This window comes from Pseudoalteromonas sp. CO325X (genome assembly GCF_004208955.1).
Taxonomy (GTDB): Bacteria; Pseudomonadota; Gammaproteobacteria; order Enterobacterales; family Alteromonadaceae; genus Pseudoalteromonas; species Pseudoalteromonas ruthenica.
In genome coordinates, this window is sequence record NZ_SGPG01000026.1 from 41,838 (window position 1) to 66,901 (window position 25,064).

Sequence of the window (25,064 nt, forward strand, 5' to 3'; positions counted from 1 at the left end):
TAAAGTTTTCTGCGCTTGAGCCAAGCGATTTGATATAATCTAACAATTGCAGTCCGTTAGTTTTTCTCATGCCATCGTTAACATCGCACTTTCAACGCCTAGATCAATTGCTTAATGACACTCGAGGTTACTGGCAATGTGTGGCATTTTCATGCGAGCACTATCCTTGGCCTGAACTGACAACGGTACTGGAGAATCTCAGTGATGAGCAAGTGGCTGAGCTTGATGCCCAACCATCACAGTTAATAGGCTACTTCAGTACTCATATTGACCAGCTTTCGCAGTTGCCAGAACTAACCGATTTGCCTATCAGCACACAAGCACAGCCTAAAGCGCTACCATTTTGGCTAAGTAATGGTATTAAAGGCCGTAAATTGACCCAGCTACAGTGCTTTGTTGATGGCCTCGCCCCTGTGCAGGAAGGCAGTACCATCTTGGAGTGGTGTGCGGGTAAAGGTCATCTTGGGCGCCTCCTCGCGCACCAACATCAGGCGCCCGTACACAGTGTGGAAATTCAGCAGCACCTATGTGAGCAAGGTGAACAGCTAGCGGATAAGCTAAACTTACCGATTCACTTTCACCAAGGTAATGTACTGACAGATGATTTTAGTGCCCTAATTGAGCAGTGTGATCACGCTGTTGCCCTGCATGCTTGCGGTGGCTTGCATCAATCCTTGTTGCGTCAGGCCTGTCAGCAGCAAACACCGCGTATTTCAATCTCTCCCTGTTGCTATCATTTGTTTATCAATGGCGACTATTACCAACCAATGAGCGCAGCTGCACAGGCAAGCTCATTGCGGTTGACCAGCAGTGATCTAAAACTTGCGCTGCAACAAACTGTGACAGCACCACAGCGAGTGCGGCGCGTGCGGCAAAAAGAGGTGTTATGGCGACTCGGGTTTGATCAGTTGGTGCGTGAGCAATTTAAACGCTCACAGTACACACCCGTGCCTTCGGTCGGTAAGCAAATATTCAGCGGTGAATTCTCAGATTTTTGTTTGTGGGCGGCACGAGAAAAGGGTTTAACCCTGCCAGCAAAGTGTGATTTTGCACGCTATTTGAAGCTCGCAGAGCAAAGGAAGCGCATGACGGAGCGAATCGAACTGGTAAGACATCTCTTTAGAAGAGCAATAGAAGTTTGGCTGGTGTTAGATCGTGCTTTATATTTGCAGCAACACAATTATCAGGTGGGCCTCAGTGAGTTTTGCGAAACTGAAATCACACCTCGTAATATCTTAATTGAAGCCAGCATAAACAGTGAGATGCAATGAAGAATCTAGGTCACCTTTTTGAAAGTAATAGGCAATGGGCTGAACGAACTACGGACCATGACCCAGAATTTTTTCAAAAGTTATCGCAGCAGCAAAGCCCTAAGTATTTGTGGATTGGTTGTTCAGACTCTCGAGTCCCTGCAAACCAAATAGTAGACCTTATGCCGGGCGAGTTATTTGTTCATCGCAACGTCGCGAATGTTGTGGTGCACACTGATCATAACTGTTTGTCGGTGATGCAATATGCAGTAGAAGTTTTGAAAGTTCAGCATATTATGGTGGTGGGCCATTATGGCTGTGGCGGCGTTAAGGCGGTACTTGATGAGGCCAAGCTGGGGCTGATTGATAATTGGTTACGCCACGTTGATGACGTTAAAGCCCAGCATTTATCACTGTTAAATAGCGCACCTGAGGCTCAGCGTCTGGCTCGTTTAATCGAGCTTAATGTGATTGAACAAGTACGTAATGTTTGCCGTACCAACATAGTACAAGATGCATGGGCTAGAGAGCAGCCGTTGACAGTGCATGGTTGGGTGTATGGGCTTGAAAACGGCCGTTTACATGATCTCGATGCCGTGGTTCGCTGTCATCAAGAGCTACACAGCAGCTACAAAGAGGCGCTGCACAACGTTGCCTTGCGCGTGAGAGCTAATGCGCAATAACGAATAGTTGGGCAGCCAGTCTAGACTCGAATTAATCTTCGTCTTGGTTTTCTTGGTTACCCTGAATTTGCGCTTCTAAAAGCGCTACTTTTTGCTCTAGCGCCGTCAGCTTTTCACGTGTTCTTACTAGCACTTGGCTTTGAATATCGAACTCTTCACGGCTCACGAAGTCCATCTCTGAGAGTTTATTTTGCAGTACTTGTTTAGTTTTACTTTCAAAGTTTTCGGCCATATCGCGCATGCCTTTAGGCATGTTACTGCCAATCTGGCGAGCAATTTCTTCAATTTTTGCAGGGTTTATCATTGCACAGCTCCTTTTCTCGCATACTTAAGTGTAACTAACCTCAAGCACAAATAACAACTTGTTTGCCTTAGAGTAGCGTTTATATACGCTGTATCTAAACCAAGTCACAATACAGTTTGCGTTAGAGCATACTTATTTATTTGTCACGGCCCTGATATCGCGGCTGTATCACTTGCGCTAATAAGATAAAATACGTAGCCCACGGATACTCAGATTAGGTTTTATGAAGCTCAACCCTCAACAAAACGAAGCAGTGAAATACATTAGCGGGCCTTGTCTCGTCCTCGCTGGTGCGGGCTCTGGTAAAACCCGCGTGATCACTAATAAGATAGCTTATTTGGTTCAGCAGTGTGAGTATCGAGCTCGTAACATCGCAGCGGTAACCTTCACCAACAAGGCTGCCAAGGAAATGCGTGAGCGCGTTGCGCAAACTTTAGGTAAGCAAGAGGCCAAAGGGCTGTGGGTATCCACCTTTCATACCCTCGGCTTAGAGATAATTAAAAAAGAGTTGAAAACCTTAGGTTTCAAAGCAGGCTTTTCACTCTTTGACGACCAAGATACGAATCAGCTTCTCAATGAGCTGACCGCAGACGAGCTCGATGGTGACAAAGACTTACTTAAGTTGTTGAAAATGCAAATCAGCGACTGGAAAAACGAGCTGATCTTGCCACAACAGGCAATTGCGGCTGCTCGAGAGCAACAAAAAGCCCTTTTTGCACAACTTTATGCCCGCTATCAAACCCAGTTGCGTGCTTACAATGCGCTCGACTTTGACGATCTGATTATGATCCCGACGTTATTGCTCAATAGCCATGCCGAGGTGCGTGAGCGTTGGCAAAACCGCTTTCGTTATATGCTGGTGGATGAATATCAAGATACCAATACCAGCCAATACCAATTGGTTAAGCTATTGGTCGGTCAGCGGGCGCGCTTTACTGTCGTAGGTGATGATGACCAATCTATTTATTCGTGGCGCGGGGCAAAGCCACAAAACCTTGTACAATTGAGTAAAGACTACCCACATCTGCGTCTTATCAAGCTAGAGCAAAATTACCGTAGTGCTGGACGCATTCTCAAGGCGGCTAATATTCTCATTGCCAATAACCCGCATGTTTTTGATAAAAAACTGTTTAGTGAGCTGGGCTTTGGTGATCAGATTAAAGTCATTGGTACTCGCGATGAGGAGCACGAAGCCGAACGTGTGGTAGCAGAGATTATTTCTCATAAGTTTACCAAGCGCACAAGCTACCGCGACTACGCTATTTTATATCGCGGTAATCACCAAGCGCGGGTGTTTGAAAAGGCGCTAATGAGTAACCGTATACCCTATAAAATCAGTGGTGGCATGTCCTTCTTTGCGCGCGCAGAAATCAAAGACATGATGGCTTACCTGCGATTGCTAGTAAACCAAGATGACGATAATGCGTTTTTGCGCATCGTTAACACTCCCAAGCGTGAAATTGGCCCTATGACCTTGGAGAAGCTGGGTTCGTTGGCGAATGACAAGCACATTAGCTTATTTGCTGCATGTTTTGAGCCCGAGCTAGCACAGCGTTTACAAGGGCGAGGTTTTAACGCGTTAATGGGGTTTGCTCGGTGGGTCGTGGAGTTAGCCGATAACTGCCAACGTAGTGACACCCTTGAGGCGGTGAAAGATTTAGTGCGACAAATTAATTATGAAGCCTATTTATATGAGACTTCGACTAGCGCTAAAGCCGCTGAGATGCGCATGAAGAATGTCTCTGAGTTATATCGTTGGATCACCGACATGCTCACTGGTGATGCTGACAATCCAGCCCTCACCCTACCAGAGGTGGTGATGAAGCTCACCCTGCGCGATATGATGGAGCGTAATGAAGAGGAAGATGACAGTGATGCGGTGCAACTACTGACACTGCATGCCTCTAAGGGCTTGGAGTATCCTTATGTATTTATGGTAGGTATGGAAGAGGGGCTGTTGCCACACCAAACCAGTATTGACGAGGACAATGTTGAAGAGGAGCGTCGCTTGGCCTATGTAGGGATCACCCGAGCGCAACAAGAGTTAGTGATGACGTATGCCAAAAGCCGTCGTCAATTTGGTGAAACCATGACCCCAGAAATTAGCCGTTTTGTGGAAGAACTCCCGCAGCAAGATTTGGCTTTCGAAGCACGAAAAGCCCCACAAAATCAGCAACAACGCATGGAGCAAGGGCAGGCCCGAGTGGCTAATTTAAGGGCCATGCTTAAGAAGGAATAGCGTGTAGTGGTTGTTGCTCGGCAATAGCATGTTGCTGACCAATAAAGTGGTGTACACCGTGATGCTCAAGCAACGAGCGATAATTAAGAATACAGGGCCCTTTAGCGATCACCATGCAGTCATTTAGTTGTGTGACTGCCAACACGCCTTGCAGCATATGATCGTAACGTGGGTCCTGTAATATTCGACGGCTAAAGGTGGCATTGAGTAATACGCAGAAGTAGGGCAGCTGGGTCAGTAAGCTTAACTCGCAGCGATCTTTACCAAACTCATTGAGCCCAATATGCAATCCCTGCTGGTAGAGCTTGTCTAAATTTTTCATTTGGTTAGCGCTACAAAAGCGCAGCTCGGCTTCACTGAACAACAGGCAAAGTTTATCTTTATTCGTTAGTTGACCGACCCAATGACTAAGCCCCTCAAAGTGTTTATCATCCAGCAACAAACTTGAGCAATTGAGTAAACTCATAATGTCGCTCTGGTGTTGATTAAAGCCATATTTGAGCAGTTTGAGCTTTACCTTAGCGAGCTCGTAATTATCACTGGCAAAACGCTTAAGTTGTTCAAAACTGGTACTCCCGAGCACCGGATGCTCGCCATAAGCATCGAGTAATTGCGCGTGAGGCTGCTGCTGGTCGAAGTTTACGATGTCGCTAGCACGAAAATGGGTGTGCAAATCCATTAGATGATGACGTTGATGTGGCTCTTGCTGATCGTTGCCATAGCCTAGCAGCGGGTGATAAAACTCAAAGCGGCCTTTGCCAGTTTGTTTGGCATAATACATGGCGGCATCGGCATCACGAATGATTTCATCAGTATGGCTGTAGTCGCGTTTACTGTAAGTAATGCCAATACTGGCACCGCTTTGAATACAAATCCCTTGGTTGCAGAAGGGTTGCTGCATCACTGCAATAATGCGCTTGGCAACATCTTCGGCTTGTTGACGCTCGTTGAGTTGGGTGAGCAAAATGACAAATTCGTCGCCACCAAGGCGGGCGATCAAATCATGATCGCGAATACATTGCTTAAGCTTATCCGCCACTTCAATGAGAAACTGGTCGCCACACTGATGACCCAGCTTATCATTGATATCTTTAAACTTATCTAGGTCGATGAACAATACGGCAAAGTCTTTTTCAGGAAAGCGCTGATATTGCCCCAATGTGCGCTCAAGCTGAGATAAGAACAAACTGCGATTAGGTAACCCTGTTAGGGAGTCATGATGAGCATCATGATAAAGCTGCTGCTCTATTTTACGGCGCTCATCAATTTGTAGTTGTAAATGTAAGTTGGCTTGACGTAGCTCCCGCGTTTTTTCGGCCACACGTAACTCTAATTCTTGGTGACTCTGTCGCAGCGCTTGCTGCGATAAATGGTTTTGCAGTACGTTGGCAATTTGGTTGGAGACGTAAGCGATGAGCTCAACATCCTCTTGCACGAAGTCGTACTTGTTGTTGTATGCCTGGCAAACAATGAGTCCAATCACTCCTTGCGCTGTTTTTAGGGGAGCTCCTAGCCAGCTAGTACAGCGACAGCTTGGGTCTAATTTACCTTGGCGCTCAATGATACCCTCAGCAATCAACTGCTCGCTGCGAGCCCTATCTATTAATTGGCACTGCTTGGATGTTAGTACTAACTCACTAAAGCCTTTTGCAAAGGGTCGCGGACCAAAGTCTTCGCTGCACTCATCGACGGCGTAAGGGAAGGTAAGCCAATTATTGTCTTTATCATACAGCGCAATATAAAGGTTTTCCGCATAGGTGATGGACTTCATGATCTGGTGAACATGGTAGTAGACATCATCAATATTGATCGACTGGCTCGCCAGTTCCGATATTTGGAATAACGTTTGCTGTCGTTCTAAAGCTTTTTTACGTTGGCTAATTTCGTCATTAAGCGCTTGGTTGCTAAGCGTTAATGCTTGAGTACGTTGCTTTACTTGGCTTTCAAGTAATTCGCGCTTTTTTACCCGCTCAATGGCCGTTGCTAGATACAGCGCGATGACCTCAAAAAGCTCAATTTGCTCTTGGCTATAGCCTTGTTTGGCATCATAGCTTTGCGACACCATGACACCAATCACATCGGTATCTTGATAAATAGGCACACCAAGCCAATGTTCGGCTTGCGCCCCTAAAATTTTGAACTTGCCTTGTTGCTGCGCTGCCGTCATGGTTTCACGAGTGAAGTAGGCAGTTGCCCGAGAACGAAATACGTAGCCAGTCACACCTTGCTCAAAATGCTGATCGGTAACTAGGGGTGTTTGTATTCCGTCTTTCTGATCAACGAAGTAGGAAAGCTCGAGTAGTCCTGTATCTGGGTTACGCAGGACCACATAAAAATTTTTACTCGGTACGTAATCGGCTAGCAGACGTTGAATTGCAGGGTAGAAAGAGCACAGCTCAGGAATGGTACTGGCTTGTTCTGACAGTAAAATAAGGGCATGTTGGAGGTGGTGTTGCTGCTTGTATTTTTGCAGCAACGCCTTCAGGCGTTTATTCTTTTTCTGGAGCTTATTGAGCTCCTGCGGGGACCACTCATCCACTGAACGTGCCATTTGTTATTTTTGTTTATTTATTAACCGCCAAATATTCCATCTTTTTTGGTTCAGGTCAAGGAGTATCGACCTCTATACTAGGAACGAAAAAGGGAGGCCATTGCCTCCCTTTTTAACTCTTTAACAAGTCGTAGTTACTGCTTAACCATAAAGTCGATAGCAGCTTGGATTTCCTCATCCGAACAATCCATACAAGTACCGCGCGGAGGCATTGCATTGAAACCATTAATCGCGTGATCAAGCAATGTATCCATGCCTTTTGCTAGGCGAGGTTCCCAGTCAGCTGCTGTTTTTGGAGCACCGAGTGCACCTGAACCATGACATGCGAAACAGGCCGCTTGATATACTTGTTCGCCACTGCGAGGGCCGCTTGGCGCCGCATCGGCAGCAGCAGTTTCACCGGCAAGGTAAACATCACCAACAGGTTGCAGGCGCTTTTTGATAGCTTCCTCGGTGAGTGAGTTGTCGTAAGGTTGCGCGTAAACAGCAGTGGATAACAGTAACAGTGCAGCTGATAGTTTCTTCATGTTTCTTTGCTCATTCGGGTGCTAACGGTCTATACGACCTGGTGACGAAATATCGGCAAATTATAACCGCAGCGAGCGATTTATAAAATGCCTAGATTTCATTAATGCGTTAAAAAGTAGCCATTTTATGCGCTAGCGCAAAATATTGTCGCCGTTGCACATCGCGTTAAACCCAGCTCAACAGCTTATTCACGGCTTTTTCGATACCGCTGGCAGCCTCTTTGACGGAGCCCGCAAGCATGTAGGCAGGCGTGGAAACGACCTTCGCTTTTTCATCAGCGACGATGTCATCAACGGCACAGTCCACATGCTCGGCGCCAAGTGCATTCATCGCCGAGGCCGTATCGTTGTCGTTACCTATGGTCGCTTTTGTGCCTTGTGGGTAGATGTGCGCAATCATTGCTGGCGCGATACACAAATAAGCCGCCGGTTTGCCTTGTTCGGCAAAGCTTTTACAGACCCGCTCTACCTCTGGATTTAATGAGCTATCGGCACCTTTTAGAGCGAAGTCGCATAAATTTTTTGCAGCGCCAAAGCCTCCAGGCAAAATAAGGGCGTCGTAGTCGCTAACATTAAGCTCTTTGAGATCAAGAATCTCCCCTCGGGCTATACGCGCCGCTTCTTCCAATACATTGCGTGTTTGCTGCTGCTCTCCCCCAGTTAAGTGATTAATCACATGGTGCTGGTCTATATTGGGGGCAAAACATTGATACTGCGCGCCCGCTTGCTCAAGATAAAGTAAAGTCAGTACTGATTCATGAATTTCGGCGCCATCAAAGACCCCACAGCCACTTAAAATTATCGCCACATTCGCCATTGTTTTGCTCCTTGATCAGATGAAAGATAAAATTCTCTGCCCTAGTAAGGTAACGATCCTAGGTAGCTACCGTCAACGCTGATTTATGCTCAGCTCTCATGCCATTAAGAGAAAAAAGTTATAAAGGATCACTAGGATCTTTGATCCTTTATGCTAGAATGCGTAGCTGGTTATCGAAAAGGACGTTGTACACGCATTCTTAGCGCCCCTTAGAAAGCCACTTTCCACATCGGATAAATAAAATAAAAAAGAAAACCGAATTACGTAGTCTTTTCTTTTTCTAACTAAAACAATAAGTTACAAACCTATCTGGATTCGAAAAATGAACCTGGAGGGTAAGTCATGGTTTTTATCTACAAAGTTATCCACAGGTTTTTAGTTCACTACTTTTACTCTATTTACAGCGCTTAACAGCAATTGCAACTCGTTTTCTTAAGCGCCTTATGGCATCCTTGCGTTATTAAAAAACTGACATGTTTGAGTGTTGAAAAATGGCGCAGATCGCAGAAAATCCGCTTATCCTCGTTGATGGTTCCTCCTATTTATTCCGTGCATATCATGCGCCACCACACCTAACTAATTCTAAAGGGGAAGCTACGGGGGCTATTTATGGCGTAGTCAACATGCTGAAAAGTCTAGTCAAGCAGTATGACCCTACGCACATGGTGGTGATTTTTGATGCCAAAGGGAAAACCTTTCGCAACGATATGTACAGTGAGTACAAGGCTAATCGCCCACCCATGCCGGATGACTTACGTACTCAGATAGAGCCGTTGCATAATATTATTCGTGCGATGGGTTTTCCTTTGATTAGTATTGAAGGTGTCGAAGCGGATGATGTGATCGGCACTTATGCACGTATTGCCAGTGAGCAGCAGCGTCATGTTTTGATATCCACAGGCGATAAAGATATGGCGCAGTTGGTCAACGAACACGTGACCTTGATCAATACCATGACGGGCAGTATTTCCGATCCCGATAGTGTAAAAGAAAAGTTCGGCGTGGGGCCCGATCGTATCATCGATTATTTAGCCTTGATGGGTGATAAAGTCGACAATATCCCCGGTGTAGAGGGATGTGGTCCTAAAACCGCAGTTAAGTGGCTCGACAAGTACGGCTCTCTCGATGAAGTGATTGCCCATGCCGATGAAGTCAAGGGCAAAATAGGCGACAAATTGCGCAATGCCGTGGAGCACCTGCCACTGAGCTATGAATTAGCAACGATCAAGCTTGATGTTGAACTCGACAGCGATTTGGAGCAGTTAAAACTGCAGCAACCTGATACCGATGCCCTGATTGAGCTATATGGTGAGTGTGAGTTCCGTCGTTGGTTGGCTGAAGTGCTGGATAAAGGCAGCAACACCGACACCCATCTTGATGCCCCCACCGATACTCAAGAAGTGCCAACCCGTGATGCTCATTACGAAACGATTTTAACTGAGCAGCAGCTGGATACTTGGGTGGAAAAGCTTAATCAGGCTGAGCTCATAGCCTTTGATACCGAAACCACAAGCGTGAACTACATGGAAGCGCAGCTAGTCGGTATGAGTTTTGCCGTGACTATAGGTGAGGCTGCTTATCTGCCGCTTACCCATGACTACCCTGGAGCACCTGAGCAACTGCCTCTTGACCTTGTATTGGAAAAAATTGGACCGATTTTGGCCGACGCAAACAAGGCGAAAGTAGGACAAAATCTTAAATACGATAAAAGTGTACTAGCCAATGCTGGTATCGAGTTTAATGGTATTGCTTTCGATACCATGCTCGAGTCCTATGTGTTTAATAGCGTGGGTACTCGCCATGATATGGATTCCCTCGCATTGAAATATCTGGGCCATAAAACCATTAGCTTTGAGGATATTGCCGGCAAGGGTAAAAAGCAGCTGACCTTCAATCAGATTGAGTTAGAAAAGGCGGCTCCTTATGCTGCCGAAGATGCTGATATTACCTTGCGTTTACACCAGCATTTGTGGCCAAAAGTTGAGGCGGATAGCAGTTTAAAAACCGTGTTTAGCGATATAGAACTGCCTTTAGTTAACGTGCTTTCTGATATTGAGCGTACTGGCGTTGCTATTGATTCAACGATGCTGGCAAAGCACTCGCAGCGCCTTGGTGAGCGTTTGCAGGAATTGGAAAAAGAAGCCTTCGATATCGCTGGCGAGGAGTTTAATCTAGGCTCGCCAAAACAGCTACAGGCGATTTTGTTTGAGAAGCTAGAACTGCCGGTCATCAAAAAGACTCCTAAGGGAGCTCCTTCAACCGCAGAAGAAGTCTTGCAAGAGTTGGCGCATGATTATCCACTGCCGAAAGTCATTATTGAGCACCGAGGGCTCGCTAAACTGAAGTCAACTTACACCGACAAGCTACCGCTGATGGTGAACGAGAAAACTCAACGTGTGCACACCTCTTATCATCAAGCGGTGACCGCCACCGGACGTTTAAGCTCGACCGATCCTAACCTGCAGAATATTCCTATTCGTTCAGAAGAAGGTCGCCGCATCCGTGAGGCTTTTGTTGCCGCCTCTGGCTATAAAATTGTCGCTGCCGACTACAGCCAGATAGAGCTGCGCATCATGGCCCATCTTTCACAGGATAAGGGCCTGCTCAGTGCCTTCGCTGACGGTTTGGATGTGCACAGTGCCACTGCCAGTGAGGTTTTCTCTGTACCATTGGAGGAAGTGACCAGTGATATGCGCCGTAAAGCTAAAGCCGTTAATTTTGGTTTGATTTATGGTATGTCGGCATTTGGCCTCTCGCGGCAACTCGATATTCCGCGTCATGAGGCTCAGCATTATATGGATAAATACTTCGAGCGTTTCCCTGGCGTTTTAGAATATATGGAACGCACTCGGGAAGGGGCCGCTGATAAAGGCTATGTCGAAACGCTATTTGGTCGCCGTTTACATTTACCGGAGATCAATGCCCGCAATGGAGCGCGGCGTAAGGCAGCAGAGCGGGCCGCAATTAATGCACCGATGCAGGGAACTGCTGCGGATATTATCAAAAAAGCGATGATCACCGTACACCAATGGGTGCAACAACAACCCGAGGGTACGGTCAAACTATTGATGCAGGTACACGATGAGCTGGTGTTTGAAATCGCTGAGCAACATGTAGATGCCTATACCAAAGAAATCTGCAATCTTATGGCCAAAGCCGCTAGCTTAGATGTGCCGTTAATCGCCGAGGCGGATAGCGGAGATAATTGGCAGCAGGCACACTAGGACCAAGCAGCTTGAGTCCTTTGTGCTCAAGCTGAACTTAGTTAAAACCCTGTAAAAGAGTATAAGAAATAGTTTTATTTGGTTTATATAGGATTAAATAAGCGCTGTTGCGCGCGCTTTGCGTTTATTTCTCGATATTGATTTGCTACAGTCCGCGCGTCCTCATCCTGTAGGACATCCTGTTGATGATGTGCCACTCGCTTTGCGATGGTACAGCGTATTGATAGCTTCTCCCCAGATTGCTATACCGGCTTACCGTTTTGGTAGGCCGGCTTTTTCTTTTCCTTCTCTGTTATGTTTTTTTATTCTCTTTCCAGGTATTCCACTGGCTGATCTTTTACTCATTTTCTTAAGTATCCTTGAGTAGTTAGTTCACCTGTAGATAGTTTATTGCTAGCATGGTGATAATCATTCTTATCGAAGGAAAGCGTAATGTTTAATAGTTTTGTTCGTACTTTAATGTGTGGTGCGCTGCTTGTTGGCAGTACCAGTGCATTAGCTGCATGGCAGGTAGATAATAACCACAGCCGCGTAAATTTTGTCTCAGTAAAGAATAATGCTATTGCGGAGAACCACTTCTTCAAAGACGTTTCAGGCAGCGTAGATGAGAGCGGCATGTTTAAGCTAGCGATCGATCTCAACAGTGTTGAGACACAGATCCCAATTCGCAACGAGCGCATGCAGAAATTTCTTTTTAACACCGTCGAGTTTCCCGCGATGGAAGTTACTGCGAATGTCAGTGAATTAATCGCACAAGCTAAAGACACCGGCGTGGCTCAAGGAAATGTTCAAGCACAGCTGGCGTTACACGGTAAAACTAAAGCGCAGCAAATAGCTGTGAGCGTGGTGGCAAGTAGTGCCGGTGACCTGGTGGTTAGTTCTATGATGCCAGTATTAGTAAGCCCTGCTGACTTTGCGTTGCAACCGGGGATCGACAAGTTGAAGTCATTAGCCGGGTTAGACTCTATAACTCGCGCCGTTCCTGTCTCTTTTGTACTGACCTTAAATGAGCAGTAATGAGCAAGCGCTAGCGGCTCTGTCGCAGCAACTTGAAGGGCAAATTGCGCCTTTAGATCAATGGTCGCCGCAGCAATGCGGCACCATCGACATTCACATTACTGCAGATGGTCGTTGGTTCCATCACGGCACTGAAATTAAACGTGCTCGTTTAGTTAAGTTGTTTGCTTCGGTGTTGTGGCGTGAGCAAGGGCAGTACTACTTAAAAACCCCTGTTGAACAGATGGCTATCAGGGTGGACGATGCGCCGCTACTAATTGTTGACTGGCGTCTTGCTACAGCGCAAAACGCAGCGCATCCAGCGGTTATTTGTATCGATAATATTGGCCGTGAATTTGTGCTCGGTGCACAGCATCCGTTGCTTATACATGCCGATCCGAAAGGGCAGAAGCTGCCTTATTTGCAGCTGCCTTATGGGGTGCAAGCGAAATTAGCGCGTACGGTGTATTATGCGTGGGCCGAGCAGCTCGCTCAGCCCCAGGGTGAGGAGTTTATAATCTATTCGGCAGGAGAGTCGTTTTCACTCGGCGGCTGAGTGACAACAGGCCCTAAAAACCACTCATCGAGCTGCTTTCTTAACTCATTCAAGCCGGTACCTTTAAGCGACGAGAATGCGTGTACGGTGATGTTGTCTGCTACCTCAGCAAGCTCGCGGCGCACCTTTAGCACCTCAGACTTACGTTTGCCTTGCTTGAACTTATCAGCCTTAGTCAGTAGCGCCAACACAGGAATGTCGCTGGAGCTGGCCCACTCGATGAGTTGACGGTCGAGATCTTTTAGGGGATGACGTATGTCCATCAACACTACTAAGCCTTTTAGACTCTCGCGTTTTTGTAAATACTCACCTAAAGAGCGTTGCCATTTTAGTTTCATCTCCATTGGCACTTTGGCAAAACCATATCCAGGTAAGTCAATTAGCCGCTGATCCTCTTGCAACGCAAAAGTATTGATCAATTGTGTGCGTCCAGGCGTTTTACTAGTACGAGCGAGTTTTTGTTCGGTCAGCGTATTTAGTGAACTGGATTTACCGGCATTGGAGCGCCCTGCAAACGCGATCTCAATACCTGTGTCCTCCGGTAATTTACTGATATCCGGGGCACTTGTTATAAACTTAGCTTGCGTATAATCAACGCGGGATTTGGCCACATGAACTCCTCAGTGAGGCACCAAAATTAGATTAACCGCTAGTTTATATCAGAAAGCGGCTAAGCTAAAGGTGCAAGCAATAGGTCAGGAAAGCTCGGCAAAACTATGCGCTGAGACAAATTTTCCTTAAAACCCCGCATTTTATAAGTTTAATGTGGGCAGAAAACGTGCCAGAGAAATTTTTATCGTGTAGAATAGAGCCATTGCATCGAAAAGATTGTAAACGAATACAGGGTCCGAAACAGAGAATTTACCATGAAGAAATTAGCACTATCCTTAACTATGTTAGTTGGTGTGTTGAGTGCAAACAACGCAGCAGCATTTGATGGCGACGCCAGCGCAGGTAAAGACAAATCGGCGACATGTGCTGCGTGTCATGGCGCTGATGGTAACGCGCCTGTCACCATGTACCCTAAGATCGCAGGTCAGCACGCTGAGTATTTATATAAGCAGCTTAAAGAATTTAAATTAGGCATGACCTCTGGGGGCGAAGAAGGTCGCGCGGATCCAGTCATGGGTGGCATGGCAATGCCATTGAGCGATCAAGATATGAAAGACTTGTCTGCTTATTTTGCTTCGCTCAATATGTCTGAGGGCACAACCCCTGAAGATGTTGTCGAGCAGGGCGAAATGCTTTACAAAGCAGGTGACGCTGAACGTGGAATTCCTGCTTGTGCTGCGTGCCATGGTCCTCGAGGTAACGGTACATCTTTAGCTGGATTCCCAAAAATCTCATTCCAGCATGCGGAATACCTTAAGGCGCAGCTAGAGAAATTCCGTGATGGTGCACGTGCAAATGACCACAATGGTATGATGCGTGACATCGCTAAGAAATTGACCGATGAAGATATCGAGGTCTTATCAAAGTACCTAGGTGGTCTACACTAAAATTCAGCCTCGTCTAAATGGATGAGGTTTTGAAAAGTGACTAAGAAAGCAGCATTAGCTGCTTTTTTTGTGCATGTTAATTAAGTTGACGATATCTCCACCTGCTTGTGAGACATTGACCATATGTGAATGTAATCTATTGCTCATTTTAAATCACAAAATAAACCTTAACTTAATGAAATTTAAAAATTTACCTGTTTTGGTACAGCAACAAAACTACAAAAAATAGTTAAACCAGTTGTAACTAAGTTATGAATCAGTAAATTAGTTGCTGTCGCAACAAACAATAACAACAGGGAAATTCGTAACGGAATCGCGGCAAGTTTGTGCGCTAGGGGAGCATCGAAAGATGCACAACCAAGGAAGAATAACAAAGAGTTAGGAAGACCGAGAAAAATAAAACACCACACGGAAGATAATAAAAACAATACGGAAAGTGATAACAAAAATAATAAAATAAGACTTAAAATCAAGTCGAAGGGAGAAGTGTCCAAATTCATTTTGGCGCTCGAGTTGCGAGGCGGTAGAGGTTAGCTCTACCGCCTTTTTATTTGTCCTGTTACAATAGTCGCTATGAAAGCGAATACCTGCCCGCTGTGTCAAAGCCCAAACCCAAATCACTACTACCGCGACAAAGTACGCGACTACTGGCAATGCCAGCGTTGTGCATTGGTGTTTGTGGCGGCATGCCAATACGTAACGGCAGCACAAGAGAAGGCCATCTATGATCATCATGAGAATGACCTTGATGACCCAGGGTACCGTCGCTTCCTAAGCAGGGTCTTTAATCCGTTGCAGCAACGTTTAGTTGCTCGAAGTAAAGGCTTAGATTTTGGCTGTGGGCCAGCGCCCTTACTCGCTGCTATGTTGCAAGAGCAAGAACATACAGTGGCATTGTATGATCTCTATTACTACCCTGATCAATGTGTGCTTTATGATCGTTATGACTTTATATGCAGCACCGAAGTAATAGAGCACCTGGCCGAGCCTAATATTGTCCTTGGACAATGGTACGAATTATTACGCCCAGGGGGCACTTTGGCTTTGATGACCAAGTTAGTTATCAATGCTGAGCGTTTTGCCACCTGGCACTATAAAAATGATCCAACACATATTGCCTTTTATAGCAAAGATACCATTGCTTATATCGCCGAGCAGTTTGGATTTAATGTGGAATTTATTGCGGCCGATGTGATCTTCTTAACACGGCCGCGCGATAGAGATTAACTATGACGAGAAAGAAAAAGTCCCGCAAGGTCATCAACAACGGCACTGCGCGTTTAAGTAAAGATAAGCTCAGAGAGCTGCGAGCGATGAAAGAGCAGCGCAGCAAGAAAAAGAAAAAAGGTGCCGAGCCCGGTAACCGTAATTCACAACTTTTAAAAGTTGAGGGTAGCGAGAGCAGAGAGAGCGGCAAAACAGATAAGCGGGTGGGGAGCAAAAAGCCTGTGAGCTTAACACCACAGGCGCCTAAACAGAGCAAGCCTGAGTCTAAGCCTCGGCGCAATCTTCAACCACAAGCGACTCTGCGCCAAGCGAATGAGCCAGAACTGAGTCCGCAACAAGAGTTGGCACAGATTGAAGCGGATGAGCGCCTGCTAGCGCTTATTGAGCGTCACGATCAAGGCGAAACGTTAACAGGCAAAGATGCAAAATATTTCAATGCCAAGGTCGCACGTCATGAGCAACTATGCGAGATACTGGGCATTGATGATGAAGACTTTGCGGATGACGAAGATCTGCTTGACAGTTATATGAATGATTCTTTGGCGGATGAGTGGCTAGACGAAGAGGATAAAAAATGAGTTCCATGTGGATCATTGCCATCGTAATTGGGGCGCTGATCATTGCTGGGTTGGCTTTTTACGCAGGGCGTTTGATTTGGCAAGTGAAGGAGCAAAATCAGGCGATTGCAGCTAAACGAGCAGAGCTCGCCGAAAAGCGCTTAGCCCGTAATGCAAAATTGAGTGATAGTATCCACCTGCTCGCGAAAGCGATGAAAGAAGGTCAATGTGAATACTCGGAAGGGTGTTTACGAGTGTGGGTGCTTATGAGTCAGTACAGCTTCGATCAAGAGCGCGACTTGCAGGCGCACTATCCGGGTGTCTATGCCATGTACGATGCGGTTAAGGACCTACCTACTCACGAGGCACGCAAAAAATATTCGAAGAAGGAAATCTTCAAGCAAGACAGTGCGCGCTGGCGTAAAGAAAAAGAGTTGGAAGCGGACATTCTTGAGGATGCAGAAAAAATCCTCAGTGAATTTACCGCTGACCCCAACAGTAAGCATGTGTTTATGTAAGAAAAGCCGCTGTATAGCGGCTTTTTTATCGCTTCTAGATTACTCGTGAAAAGCGTTGTTGGTTGAGTTTTTGTTGTAAGTATTGATCAAAACACATACAGATGATGCGAATGAAGAGAATACCTTTTGCAGTTACGCGAATATGCCGCTCACTGACGCTCAGCATGTCATCGTTAATAAACCCCTGTAACTGCGCCAGCTCGTTGGCAAAGTGAGCTTTAAAGTTTATGTGGTATTGATTTGAGAATGCGTCCATATCTAGCTCAAAGTGGCAAATAAGCTGCTTTATTACCGCCGCGCGAATATGGTCTTCATCGTTGAGTGTCAGTGCTTTACAGGCACTCAGAGTATGATGTTCTAACGCTTGGTAATACAGCTTCAACTCTTTGTGGTTTTGAATGATGTGATTGCCCAGTTGCGAAATGGCGGACACGCCTAAACCCAGTAGGGGGAGGTCACCGCCGAGAGTGTATCCTTGAAAGTTCCGGTGCAGATGACCTTGACGCTGAGCGACAGCCAGTTCATCTTCCGGCTTGGCAAAGTGGTCCATACCAATGAATTGGTATCCAGCCGCTAGCATGGCGGAGAGGGTTTCTTTAAACATCGTCAGCTTGGCTTGGGCACTGGGCAAATCGGCGTCTTTAATTTTGCGCTGCGCGGCAAAACGCTCTGGCAGATGGGCATAATTAAATATCGAGACGCGATCCGGGCCAATATCAATCAGTCTGGCAATCGAGCGCGCAAAGGAAGCGGTTGATTGTTTCGGTAATCCGTAGATCATATCGACATTGACCGAGGTAAAGCCTACCGCTTGCGCGCGACGAACCAGTTGTTCTACATCCTGTGCGCACTGTGGTCGATTAACGGCGTTTTGTACCTCATCATTGAAGTCTTGAACACCAAAAGAAATACGATTAAAACCGAGCGCCTTAAGCTCATCAATGCGCTCTAGCGGTAAAGCGCGGGGATCAACTTCAATGCTGCGCTCACTGTCGCTGGCAATATTAAAGTGCTCATTAATGAGAGTCATTAAGCGGTGCATTTGTGCGCTATCTAAAAATGTTGGCGTGCCGCCGCCCAAGTGCAGCTGTTTAACTTTTAAGTGGCGGCTATGCTCACTTAATAGCGCCATTTCCTGGCCTAGATAATCCAGGTATAAATCCGCTTTATGTTGGTGGCGGGTGACAATTTTATTGCAGCCGCAGTAATAGCAAAGTTGGTGGCAGAAGGGGATGTGAATATACAACGATAATTCATCGCCCTGACACTGATTTAGTGCGTTTATTAGCGTATTGCCATCGGCCCCATCGGTTAATTGTAAAGCCGTAGGATAAGAGGTATATCTCGGGCCAGAAACGTTGTATTTGTTTATTAGCTCATTGTGCCATTGTACTTGTGCTATCACGACGCTCTCTCACACAGGTGGAAGTGCGGCTAGTTTACTTAACTTGCACAGCGGTGCTTTGATCTACAGCAATTGAGCGTGAACTATTCCAAAGTCGGGGTATTGCGTGCCAGTTCAGCCAGTAGAGCATGGGCACTATCGCCGGTCATTTCATACGGATTAAACTCACTTTTGCCGCTAAAGCGCATGGTGGTTTCGCGAATAATGCTTGAAGCGGGGATATAACCCATACTCCAACGGCCAAAATTACGTTCAGTGATCTCACCATAGCTCAGCAGCAGTATATCTTGATGCCGTGTATCGCTTAGTATGCGCTGGTACAAAGCATTCACTCTGGCTCTTGAGCCTTCTAAACACTGTAAAAAGTATTCATGGTTGAAACAGAGTAATCCTGATATATCGTTACTTCGGTTGTTGCTGCGCGAGTGCTCTAAAATTTGTGCCACATCGTCAGTGCTGAGAGAATCACTGACACGGGAAGCGTAAACTAAACGAACTAAAAACATAGCAAGTTGAATTCCTTGGTGTTGTACTGTGCAAAGTGTAGATGGCGGTGAGTTAATTTGGGAGAAAATATGACAAAAAAAATCGTGATTATTGGAGCCGGTTGGCTTGGTGAAGCGCTGGCACAGCGCTGTTTATCGTCAGGGTGGCAGGTACAAGCAACGCACCGTCGTCGTGGTGAGCAAAGTCACGAACGTCAATTTGTTATTAACGAGCGTGGTGAACTTGAGCATGACCTCGATTTAACCGATGCGTTTTGGCTATGTGCAATGACTCCGGGGAGTCGAAACCCCAATAGCAACTACCTACAAAGCCTTGAGTCGGCGCTGGCGCTCTATCAAACATTGCATGGCCGAGGGTTCGTATTGTGCTCAAGCTCGGGTATCTACCCTCAACAGAGTGGCGACTACAAAGAAAGCAGTGAATTGACGCTAAGCAGTGAACGCCAGCAGCGTTTGTTTGCTGCCGAACAGCGCGTGTTACAACAGGGTGGTCGGGCACTGCGTCTAGGAGGTCTTATAGGCCCGAAGCGGGAACCGGGGCGTTTTGTTAGTGGTAAAGCGCTATCATCACATGGCGATGATGTGGTGAACATGGTGCACCGTGACGATGTGATTGACGGCATTTTGCAGCTACTGTCGCACTATGAGCAAACGCAAAGCGTTTACAATTTGGTTCATCCTCAGCACCCTACGAAACAGCAATATTACCGTGATCACTGTCAGCGTTTGGGCAATGAGCCTCCGACCTTTACCAATCAGAGGCCCATTAAACGGCGTATCGATGGAAGCGCCATCGAACAACTAGGGTTTAGTTATCAGCAACCCATTTAGGCCGACGGCAACACCCCGTCAATCAGAGCACATAGTGCGCGCTCTTTGAGCAATTGATTAGCGCGCTCAATATCGGGAGCGAAATACCGGTCCTTGTCATAGTAAGCGACGCGTTCTCGCAAAGTGGCCTTGGCTTGCTCAACACTAGCGGCCGCTTTTAGCGGAGCGCGAAAATCAAGCCCTTGCGCACTGGCTAAATACTCTACTGCGAGTACACCGCGAGAATTCTCGGCCATATCTTGCAGTCGTCGCGCAGCAAAGGTGGCCATCGACACATGATCTTCTTGGTTGGCCGAGGTGGGTAGGCTATCGACCGATGCTGGGTGAGCTAAGGATTTATTCTCCGAAGCCAAAGCTGCTGCGGTGACTTGGGCTATCATAAAACCCGAATTTACGCCGCCGTTTTCCACCAAAAATGGCGGTAGTTTAGATAAGTTCGAATCTATGAGTAGGGCGATACGGCGCTCAGACAGCGCGCTGATTTCGCTGATCGCTAAGGCGAGATTGTCCGCCGCCATGGCGATGGGCTCGGCATGAAAGTTGCCCCCGGAAATGATTTCACCTTGCTCGGCAAAGACCAGCGGGTTATCGGTGACGCCATTGGCCTCGACTAGAATAACTTCACTGGCTTGGCGAATTTGCGTTAAGCACGCCCCTAGTACTTGTGGCTGGCAGCGTAAGCAGTAAGGGTCTTGCACTTTTTCACAGTCGATATGGGCGCGGCTAATGGCTGACTCTTTATCTAGCAGTTGCCGAAAAACTTGGGCGCTGTCGATTTGCCCTTGTTGGCCTCGGGCGAGGTGAATACGCTCGTCAAAAGGTGCCCGTGAGCCCATCGCCGCCTCAATGCTCATGGCGCCGATAACCGCACTTTGTGCCCATAAATCCTCGCCCTGAAATAGCCCCTCTAAGGCTAATGCCGTCGATGCTTGAGTGCCGTTGAGTAGTGCCAAGCCTTCTTTCGCGGCAAGAGTGATGGGGGTCAGGTTAGCTTTGGCGAAGGCTTGCGCTGCTGGCAAGATATCACCTTGATAGCGCACTTCTCCTTCGCCTAATAGCGGTAGGCACATATGTGCTAAGGGCGCTAAGTCTCCGGATGCGCCCACTGAGCCCTTAATGGGAATGCACGGGTAAATACCAGCATTAACTTGGGCAATTAAGAGATCGATAACGCATTGTCGCACGCCGGAAAAACCACGTGATAAAGAGTTGATTTTCAACAACATCATTAAGCGAACTGTACTATCTTGCATCAACTCACCAATACCGGCGGCATGTGAGAGCACAATAGAGCGCTGCAGCAGTTCTAGTTCCGGCTCAGCAATTTTGGTGTTCGCAAGTAAGCCAAAGCCAGTATTAATGCCATAAACGGTTCGCTTATCCTTGATTACTTGTTGCACGCAGGCGGCGCTTGCGGCGATAGCGCTCAGAGCACTCTCGTCTAAGGTGATATTGATAGGTTGTTGCTGCGCTTGGCGCAAAGTGGCTAAATCGAGCTGACCAGGGTGCAGGTGAACATTAATCATGGCGCTGCTCCTTATTGACCATAGGTAAATCTAAGCCTTGCTCAGCAGCACAGTCTATGGCGATATCGTAGCCGGCATCAGCATGGCGCATCACTCCGGTAGCGGGGTCGTTCCACAGCACTTTCCCCAGTTTGTCGTGTGCTTCATCGCTGCCATCGGCAACAATGACCACCCCGGCATGTTGGCTAAAGCCCATGCCTACGCCACCACCATGGTGTAGTGACACCCAAGTGGCACCGCCAGCGGTGTTCAGTAACGCGTTTAATAACGGCCAATCCGATACCGCATCTGAGCCATCGCGCATCGCTTCTGTTTCGCGGTTAGGGCTTGCAACTGAGCCAGAATCAAGGTGATCGCGGCCAATGACAACCGGCGCTTTTAGTTCACCGTTTTTAACCATGGTGTTAAAGGCTTGCGCTAAGCGGGCGCGATCTTTGAGCCCTACCCAACAAATACGAGCCGGTAGACCTTGGAATTGAATGCGCTCTCGGGCCATATCAAGCCAATTATGCAGATGCGGATCATCGGCAATAAGCTCTTTCACCTTGGCATCGGTTTTATAAATGTCTTCTGGGTCGCCCGATAAAGCCACCCAGCGGAAGGGACCAATACCTTGGCAAAAGAGTGGGCGAATATAAGCAGGCACAAAACCAGGGAAATCGAAGGCGTTATTAACGCCCATATCTTGTGCCATTTGGCGAATATTGTTGCCATAATCCGTGGCAGCGGCGCCTGCGTGTTGCATGGCGAGCATGGCACGTACCTGCACCGCCATGGATTGTTTCGCTTCGCGTACCACCCGCTCTGGGTCTTGCTGGCGCAGCTCATGAGCTTGCTCCAGAGTCCATCCCTGAGGCAAATAGCCATTTAATGGATCATGAGCGGAGGTTTGGTCGGTGACCACATCGGGTGTAACTTGACGCTCAACCAGCTCGCTGTAAACATCGGCGGCGTTACCTAATAACCCCACTGAGATTGCTTCACCTTGAGCGCAGGCGCTGTTAATCATTGCTAAGGCTTCGTCTAAGCTACTGGCTTGTTTATCCAGGTAGCGGGTTTTTAGACGAAACTCAATTCGGCTTGGGTCACACTCAACGACTAAGGCACTAAAGCCTGCCATGGTTGCTGCTAACGGCTGGGCTCCGCCCATGCCTCCTAGGCCGCCGGTGAGGATCCAACGGCCCTTTGCTTGACCTTCAAAATGCTGTTTGGCCATTGCCACAAAGGTTTCATAGGTTCCTTGCACTATGCCCTGAGAGCCAATATAAATCCATGAGCCAGCAGTCATTTGTCCGTACATCATCAGACCTTGTTTATCGAGCTCGTTAAAGTGCTCCCAATTAGCCCAATGAGGCACCAAATTTGAATTCGCGATAAGCACTCGGGGAGCATTGCTGTGGGTTGTAAAAACGCCAACAGGCTTTCCTGATTGCACCAATAAGGTTTGGTCGTCCTCAAGGCGGTTTAGGGTGCGAATGATCTCATCAAAACAAGGCCAGTCACGAGCTGCGCGGCCTATCCCGCCGTACACAACCAGTGCTTCAGGGTGCTCGGCAACCTCTGGGTCGAGGTTATTCATTAGCATGCGTTTAGCAGCCTCAGTTTGCCAGCTTTTAGCGGCGATTTTATCACCGTGCGGGGCGCGAATAACGCGGCTATTATCTAATCTGTGTGTTGTCATAATGTCACCTGTTGATAGGTTGTATATACAATTGGTTTTTATAAAATTTTTTAACTGCGTTTAGTGAATGTTAAATGGCCACCCAAGCGATATTTGCTGCCCGGAGATACAAGCCTAGCGAAGCTAACAATGCCTCTTTGTGACCAGGTACGACGGATCACTTGTAAGCAAGGCTCTTCGTTATAGAGGTTTAACCACGTACACATTTGTTGGTTTGGAGTAATAGCCTCGACCGTATGTCGGGCCTCGGTCAGAGGGGCAACTTGAGACAAATACTCATGTGGCGTCAGGGTATGAAAATCCTGCTGCAGGTAGTTAGGTGCCAGCTCCGGGTTAACAAAGCGCTCTTCTACTTGCAGGGGCGCATCGTTTTCAAAGTGCACTAATACTGAGTGATACACCTGATCGCCGGGCTCCACGCCTAGCGCAATAGCGATGGGAGCAACGGCATCAATGGACTCTAGGGTTACCGGTGCACAACTGTAACTGTGGTTACGTTCACGCACCTCATCGGCGATGTTACGGATCTCCAGCAGTGATGACTGTGATTTAAAACTGGCAACGAAGCTCCCTAAACCTTGGGTGCGAGTGAGTATGCCGGCATCGGTAAGCTCACTTAGAGCACGGCGTGCGGTCATGCGGCTGACTGCAAATTGCTGCGCAAGCTGGTTTTCTGATGGCACACGTTGGAACTCTTGCCATTGTCCGCTGCGGATCTGGGTTAAAATATGATCTTTAATTTGATGATACTTAGCTGACGACATGGGGGCTCCTAATCAATACCATCGCGGTACTTTGCACTGCCTTGGTTATTATGTAAACATGGCATAAATATCTTGTATATACAAGCTTAGCAAATTACTCATTAGGAGCACGTCTAATGCACGCGGATCACATTATAGTAGATGTAAATATCGCCACTATGGAGCCTCAAGGTGATGACCTTTATGGTGTTATCGAGCAAGGAGCCGTGGTCATGGGTGAGGGGGTTATTCAATGGCTTGGGCCGATGAGTGAGCTCCCAGAACTGGATTTATTAAGTATTCCTGTGACCTCGGCAAAAGGGGCGTGGGTGACTCCAGGGCTCGTCGATTGCCATACTCACTTGGTGTTTGCCGGTAATCGTGCACGAGAATTTGAGCGCCGTTTACAAGGAGAAAGTTACCAAGCTATTGCTGAGCAAGGGGGAGGGATTGCGACCACCGTGAGCGCAACCCGCGCGGCAGAGCCGGAACAGTTGTACGTTAGCGCCAAACAGCGCCTTGATGCGCTCTACGCTGAAGGGGTGACCACAGTAGAGACAAAATCAGGGTATGGTTTAAACCTAGCTGCTGAGCTAAAACTGCTGGAGGTCGCCAAGTTACTTGATAGCCATCACCCTGTATCGATTCAGAGCACATTTTTAGGTGCCCATGCATTGCCAAAAGAGTATCAAGGAGACAGTGATGGTTATATCGATCTGGTATGTGAGCAGATGCTCCCCGAAGTGGCGGCCAAGAAACTGGCCAGTGCTGTAGATGTTTTTTGTGAGCATGTTGGTTTTTCCCATGCGCAAACAGAGCGGGTGCTTAAGGCGGCGCAGGATTTAGGCTTCAAACTTAAGCTCCATGCCGAGCAGCTCTCTAATATGGGCGGTACTGCCTTGGCTGCGAAATATCAGGCGTTATCAAGTGATCATCTTGAATACCTTGACGAACAAGGGGTTAAGGCAATGGCACAAAGCGGTATGGTTGCGGTATTGCTCCCGGGGGCGTTCTATTACCTTAGAGAGAGTCAGTATCCACCGATAGAGTTGTTGCATCGTTATAATGTGCCTATCGCAATTGCCACTGATTTTAATCCCGGCACATCCCCGTTGTGCTCATTGCAGCTAATGATGAATATGGCCTGTACTTTGTTTCGACTAACACCAGCGCAAGCGTTACAAGGCGTGACATGTCATGCGGCACGAGCGTTAGGGCTTGCAGACAGAGGTACGCTTGCACCAGGGAAGCGTGCCGATGTGGCGTTGTGGGACATTGAGCACCCCGCACAATTAAGTTACGAATTTGGAACCAAGCCCTTGAAACAACTGTGGATTCAGGGAGTGTTAAGCAAAACTTTCTGATCATGGGCGGCTAAATTATAAGCGGCTATACTTGGCTTATTAACAAGTGTCAGCCGCGTC

Annotated in this window: 22 protein-coding genes; 12 read left to right on the forward strand and 10 right to left on the reverse strand. The window is 47.4% G+C overall.

The window, feature by feature from the left end:
• Positions 1–68 precede the first annotated feature (68 nt).
• Positions 69–1,271: a methyltransferase gene (locus EXT46_RS14250; RefSeq protein ID WP_130148052.1), complete on the forward strand. Its 1,203-nt coding sequence runs from the start codon at positions 69–71 to the stop codon at positions 1,269–1,271.
• Positions 1,268–1,933, forward strand: coding sequence for a carbonate dehydratase (gene can, locus EXT46_RS14255; protein ID WP_022946622.1), 666 nt, complete (start codon positions 1,268–1,270; stop codon positions 1,931–1,933). The genes EXT46_RS14250 and can overlap by 4 nt, the downstream gene beginning before the upstream one ends.
• A gap of 31 nt (positions 1,934–1,964) precedes the next feature.
• On the opposite strand, the gene EXT46_RS14260 is transcribed toward can, so the two are convergent.
• On the reverse strand, positions 1,965–2,237 hold the full coding sequence (locus EXT46_RS14260; RefSeq protein WP_053910192.1) for an accessory factor UbiK family protein: 273 nt from the start codon (positions 2,235–2,237) through the stop codon (positions 1,965–1,967).
• Positions 2,238–2,460: 223 nt separating this feature from the next.
• On the opposite strand from EXT46_RS14260, the gene rep reads away from it, so the two are divergent.
• A complete protein-coding gene (gene rep / locus EXT46_RS14265) occupies positions 2,461–4,476 on the forward strand; it encodes a DNA helicase Rep (protein WP_130148054.1) in 2,016 nt (671 codons plus the stop codon).
• Here rep and EXT46_RS14270 read toward each other — a convergent pair.
• From EXT46_RS14270 to elbB, 3 genes are all read right to left on the reverse strand, one after another.
• Positions 4,463–7,027 carry a diguanylate cyclase gene (locus tag EXT46_RS14270; protein ID WP_130148056.1) on the reverse strand — a complete coding sequence of 855 codons (2,565 nt, stop codon included), beginning with the start codon at positions 7,025–7,027 and terminating at the stop codon, positions 4,463–4,465. The two genes, rep and EXT46_RS14270, sit on opposite strands and share 14 nt — an antisense overlap.
• Positions 7,028–7,161: 134 nt before the next feature.
• Positions 7,162–7,554 carry a cytochrome c5 family protein gene (locus tag EXT46_RS14275; protein ID WP_022946626.1) on the reverse strand — a complete coding sequence of 131 codons (393 nt, stop codon included), beginning with the start codon at positions 7,552–7,554 and terminating at the stop codon, positions 7,162–7,164.
• Between the two features lie 166 nt (positions 7,555–7,720).
• A complete protein-coding gene (elbB, locus tag EXT46_RS14280) occupies positions 7,721–8,371 on the reverse strand; it encodes an isoprenoid biosynthesis glyoxalase ElbB (protein ID WP_130148058.1) in 651 nt (216 codons plus the stop codon).
• Between the two features lie 491 nt (positions 8,372–8,862).
• Here elbB and polA point away from each other — a divergent pair, with 491 nt between their 5' ends.
• The 3 genes from polA (at position 8,863) to EXT46_RS14295 (ending at position 13,147) form a co-directional block, all read left to right on the forward strand.
• Positions 8,863–11,595, forward strand: coding sequence for a DNA polymerase I (polA, locus tag EXT46_RS14285; protein WP_130148060.1), 2,733 nt, complete (start codon positions 8,863–8,865; stop codon positions 11,593–11,595).
• 432 nt (positions 11,596–12,027) lie between these two features.
• Positions 12,028–12,612: a YceI family protein gene (locus EXT46_RS14290; RefSeq protein ID WP_240701145.1), complete on the forward strand. Its 585-nt coding sequence runs from the start codon at positions 12,028–12,030 to the stop codon at positions 12,610–12,612.
• The gene (locus EXT46_RS14295) at positions 12,602–13,147 is read left to right on the forward strand and encodes a DUF1285 domain-containing protein (protein WP_130148062.1); all 546 of its coding nucleotides are present in this window, start codon (positions 12,602–12,604) and stop codon (positions 13,145–13,147) included. The genes EXT46_RS14290 and EXT46_RS14295 overlap by 11 nt, the downstream gene beginning before the upstream one ends.
• Here EXT46_RS14295 and yihA read toward each other — a convergent pair.
• A complete protein-coding gene (yihA, locus tag EXT46_RS14300; protein WP_022946631.1) occupies positions 13,111–13,758 on the reverse strand; it encodes a ribosome biogenesis GTP-binding protein YihA/YsxC in 648 nt (215 codons plus the stop codon). The two genes, EXT46_RS14295 and yihA, sit on opposite strands and share 37 nt — an antisense overlap.
• Positions 13,759–14,013: 255 nt before the next feature.
• On the opposite strand from yihA, the gene EXT46_RS14305 reads away from it, so the two are divergent.
• The 4 genes from EXT46_RS14305 (at position 14,014) to EXT46_RS14320 (ending at position 16,948) form a co-directional block, all read left to right on the forward strand.
• The gene (locus EXT46_RS14305; protein ID WP_022946632.1) at positions 14,014–14,646 is read left to right on the forward strand and encodes a c-type cytochrome; all 633 of its coding nucleotides are present in this window, start codon (positions 14,014–14,016) and stop codon (positions 14,644–14,646) included.
• 573 nt (positions 14,647–15,219) lie between these two features.
• Positions 15,220–15,873, forward strand: coding sequence for a class I SAM-dependent methyltransferase (locus tag EXT46_RS14310; RefSeq protein WP_130148064.1), 654 nt, complete (start codon positions 15,220–15,222; stop codon positions 15,871–15,873).
• A gap of 2 nt (positions 15,874–15,875) precedes the next feature.
• Complete coding sequence (yihI, locus tag EXT46_RS14315) at positions 15,876–16,451, forward strand: Der GTPase-activating protein YihI (protein ID WP_053910186.1); 576 nt, start codon at positions 15,876–15,878, stop codon at positions 16,449–16,451.
• Complete coding sequence (locus EXT46_RS14320) at positions 16,448–16,948, forward strand: DUF2489 domain-containing protein (RefSeq protein WP_130148066.1); 501 nt, start codon at positions 16,448–16,450, stop codon at positions 16,946–16,948. The genes yihI and EXT46_RS14320 overlap by 4 nt, the downstream gene beginning before the upstream one ends.
• 34 nt (positions 16,949–16,982) lie before the next feature.
• Here the strand turns inward: EXT46_RS14320 and hemN are convergent, their stop codons facing one another.
• Together hemN and EXT46_RS14330 are read right to left on the reverse strand one after the other, a co-directional pair.
• A complete protein-coding gene (hemN, locus tag EXT46_RS14325; RefSeq protein ID WP_130148068.1) occupies positions 16,983–18,353 on the reverse strand; it encodes an oxygen-independent coproporphyrinogen III oxidase in 1,371 nt (456 codons plus the stop codon).
• 83 nt (positions 18,354–18,436) lie between these two features.
• Positions 18,437–18,859 carry a BLUF domain-containing protein gene (locus EXT46_RS14330; RefSeq protein WP_045980441.1) on the reverse strand — a complete coding sequence of 141 codons (423 nt, stop codon included), beginning with the start codon at positions 18,857–18,859 and terminating at the stop codon, positions 18,437–18,439.
• A gap of 69 nt (positions 18,860–18,928) precedes the next feature.
• Between EXT46_RS14330 and EXT46_RS14335 the strand changes: the two genes are divergently transcribed.
• On the forward strand, positions 18,929–19,690 hold the full coding sequence (locus tag EXT46_RS14335) for an NADP-binding protein (protein ID WP_130148070.1): 762 nt from the start codon (positions 18,929–18,931) through the stop codon (positions 19,688–19,690).
• Here EXT46_RS14335 and hutH read toward each other — a convergent pair.
• Genes hutH through hutC form a run of 3 tightly spaced genes read right to left on the reverse strand, consistent with a single transcriptional unit; the run spans position 19,687 to position 23,661 of the window.
• Positions 19,687–21,216, reverse strand: a complete 1,530-nt coding sequence (gene hutH / locus EXT46_RS14340; RefSeq protein WP_022946639.1) for a histidine ammonia-lyase — start codon at positions 21,214–21,216, stop codon at positions 19,687–19,689. The genes EXT46_RS14335 and hutH overlap by 4 nt on opposite strands.
• A complete protein-coding gene (gene hutU / locus EXT46_RS14345; protein ID WP_130148072.1) occupies positions 21,209–22,897 on the reverse strand; it encodes a urocanate hydratase in 1,689 nt (562 codons plus the stop codon). Before hutU ends, hutH begins: the two co-directional genes overlap by 8 nt.
• A gap of 50 nt (positions 22,898–22,947) precedes the next feature.
• Entirely contained in the window at positions 22,948–23,661 is a 714-nt protein-coding gene (gene hutC / locus EXT46_RS14350; protein ID WP_053910180.1) for a histidine utilization repressor, read from the reverse strand.
• A gap of 116 nt (positions 23,662–23,777) precedes the next feature.
• On the opposite strand from hutC, the gene hutI reads away from it, so the two are divergent.
• Positions 23,778–25,004 (forward strand): imidazolonepropionase, encoded by a 1,227-nt coding sequence (hutI, locus tag EXT46_RS14355; RefSeq protein WP_130148074.1) that lies wholly within the window; start codon positions 23,778–23,780, stop codon positions 25,002–25,004.
• Positions 25,005–25,064: the final 60 nt, after the last annotated feature.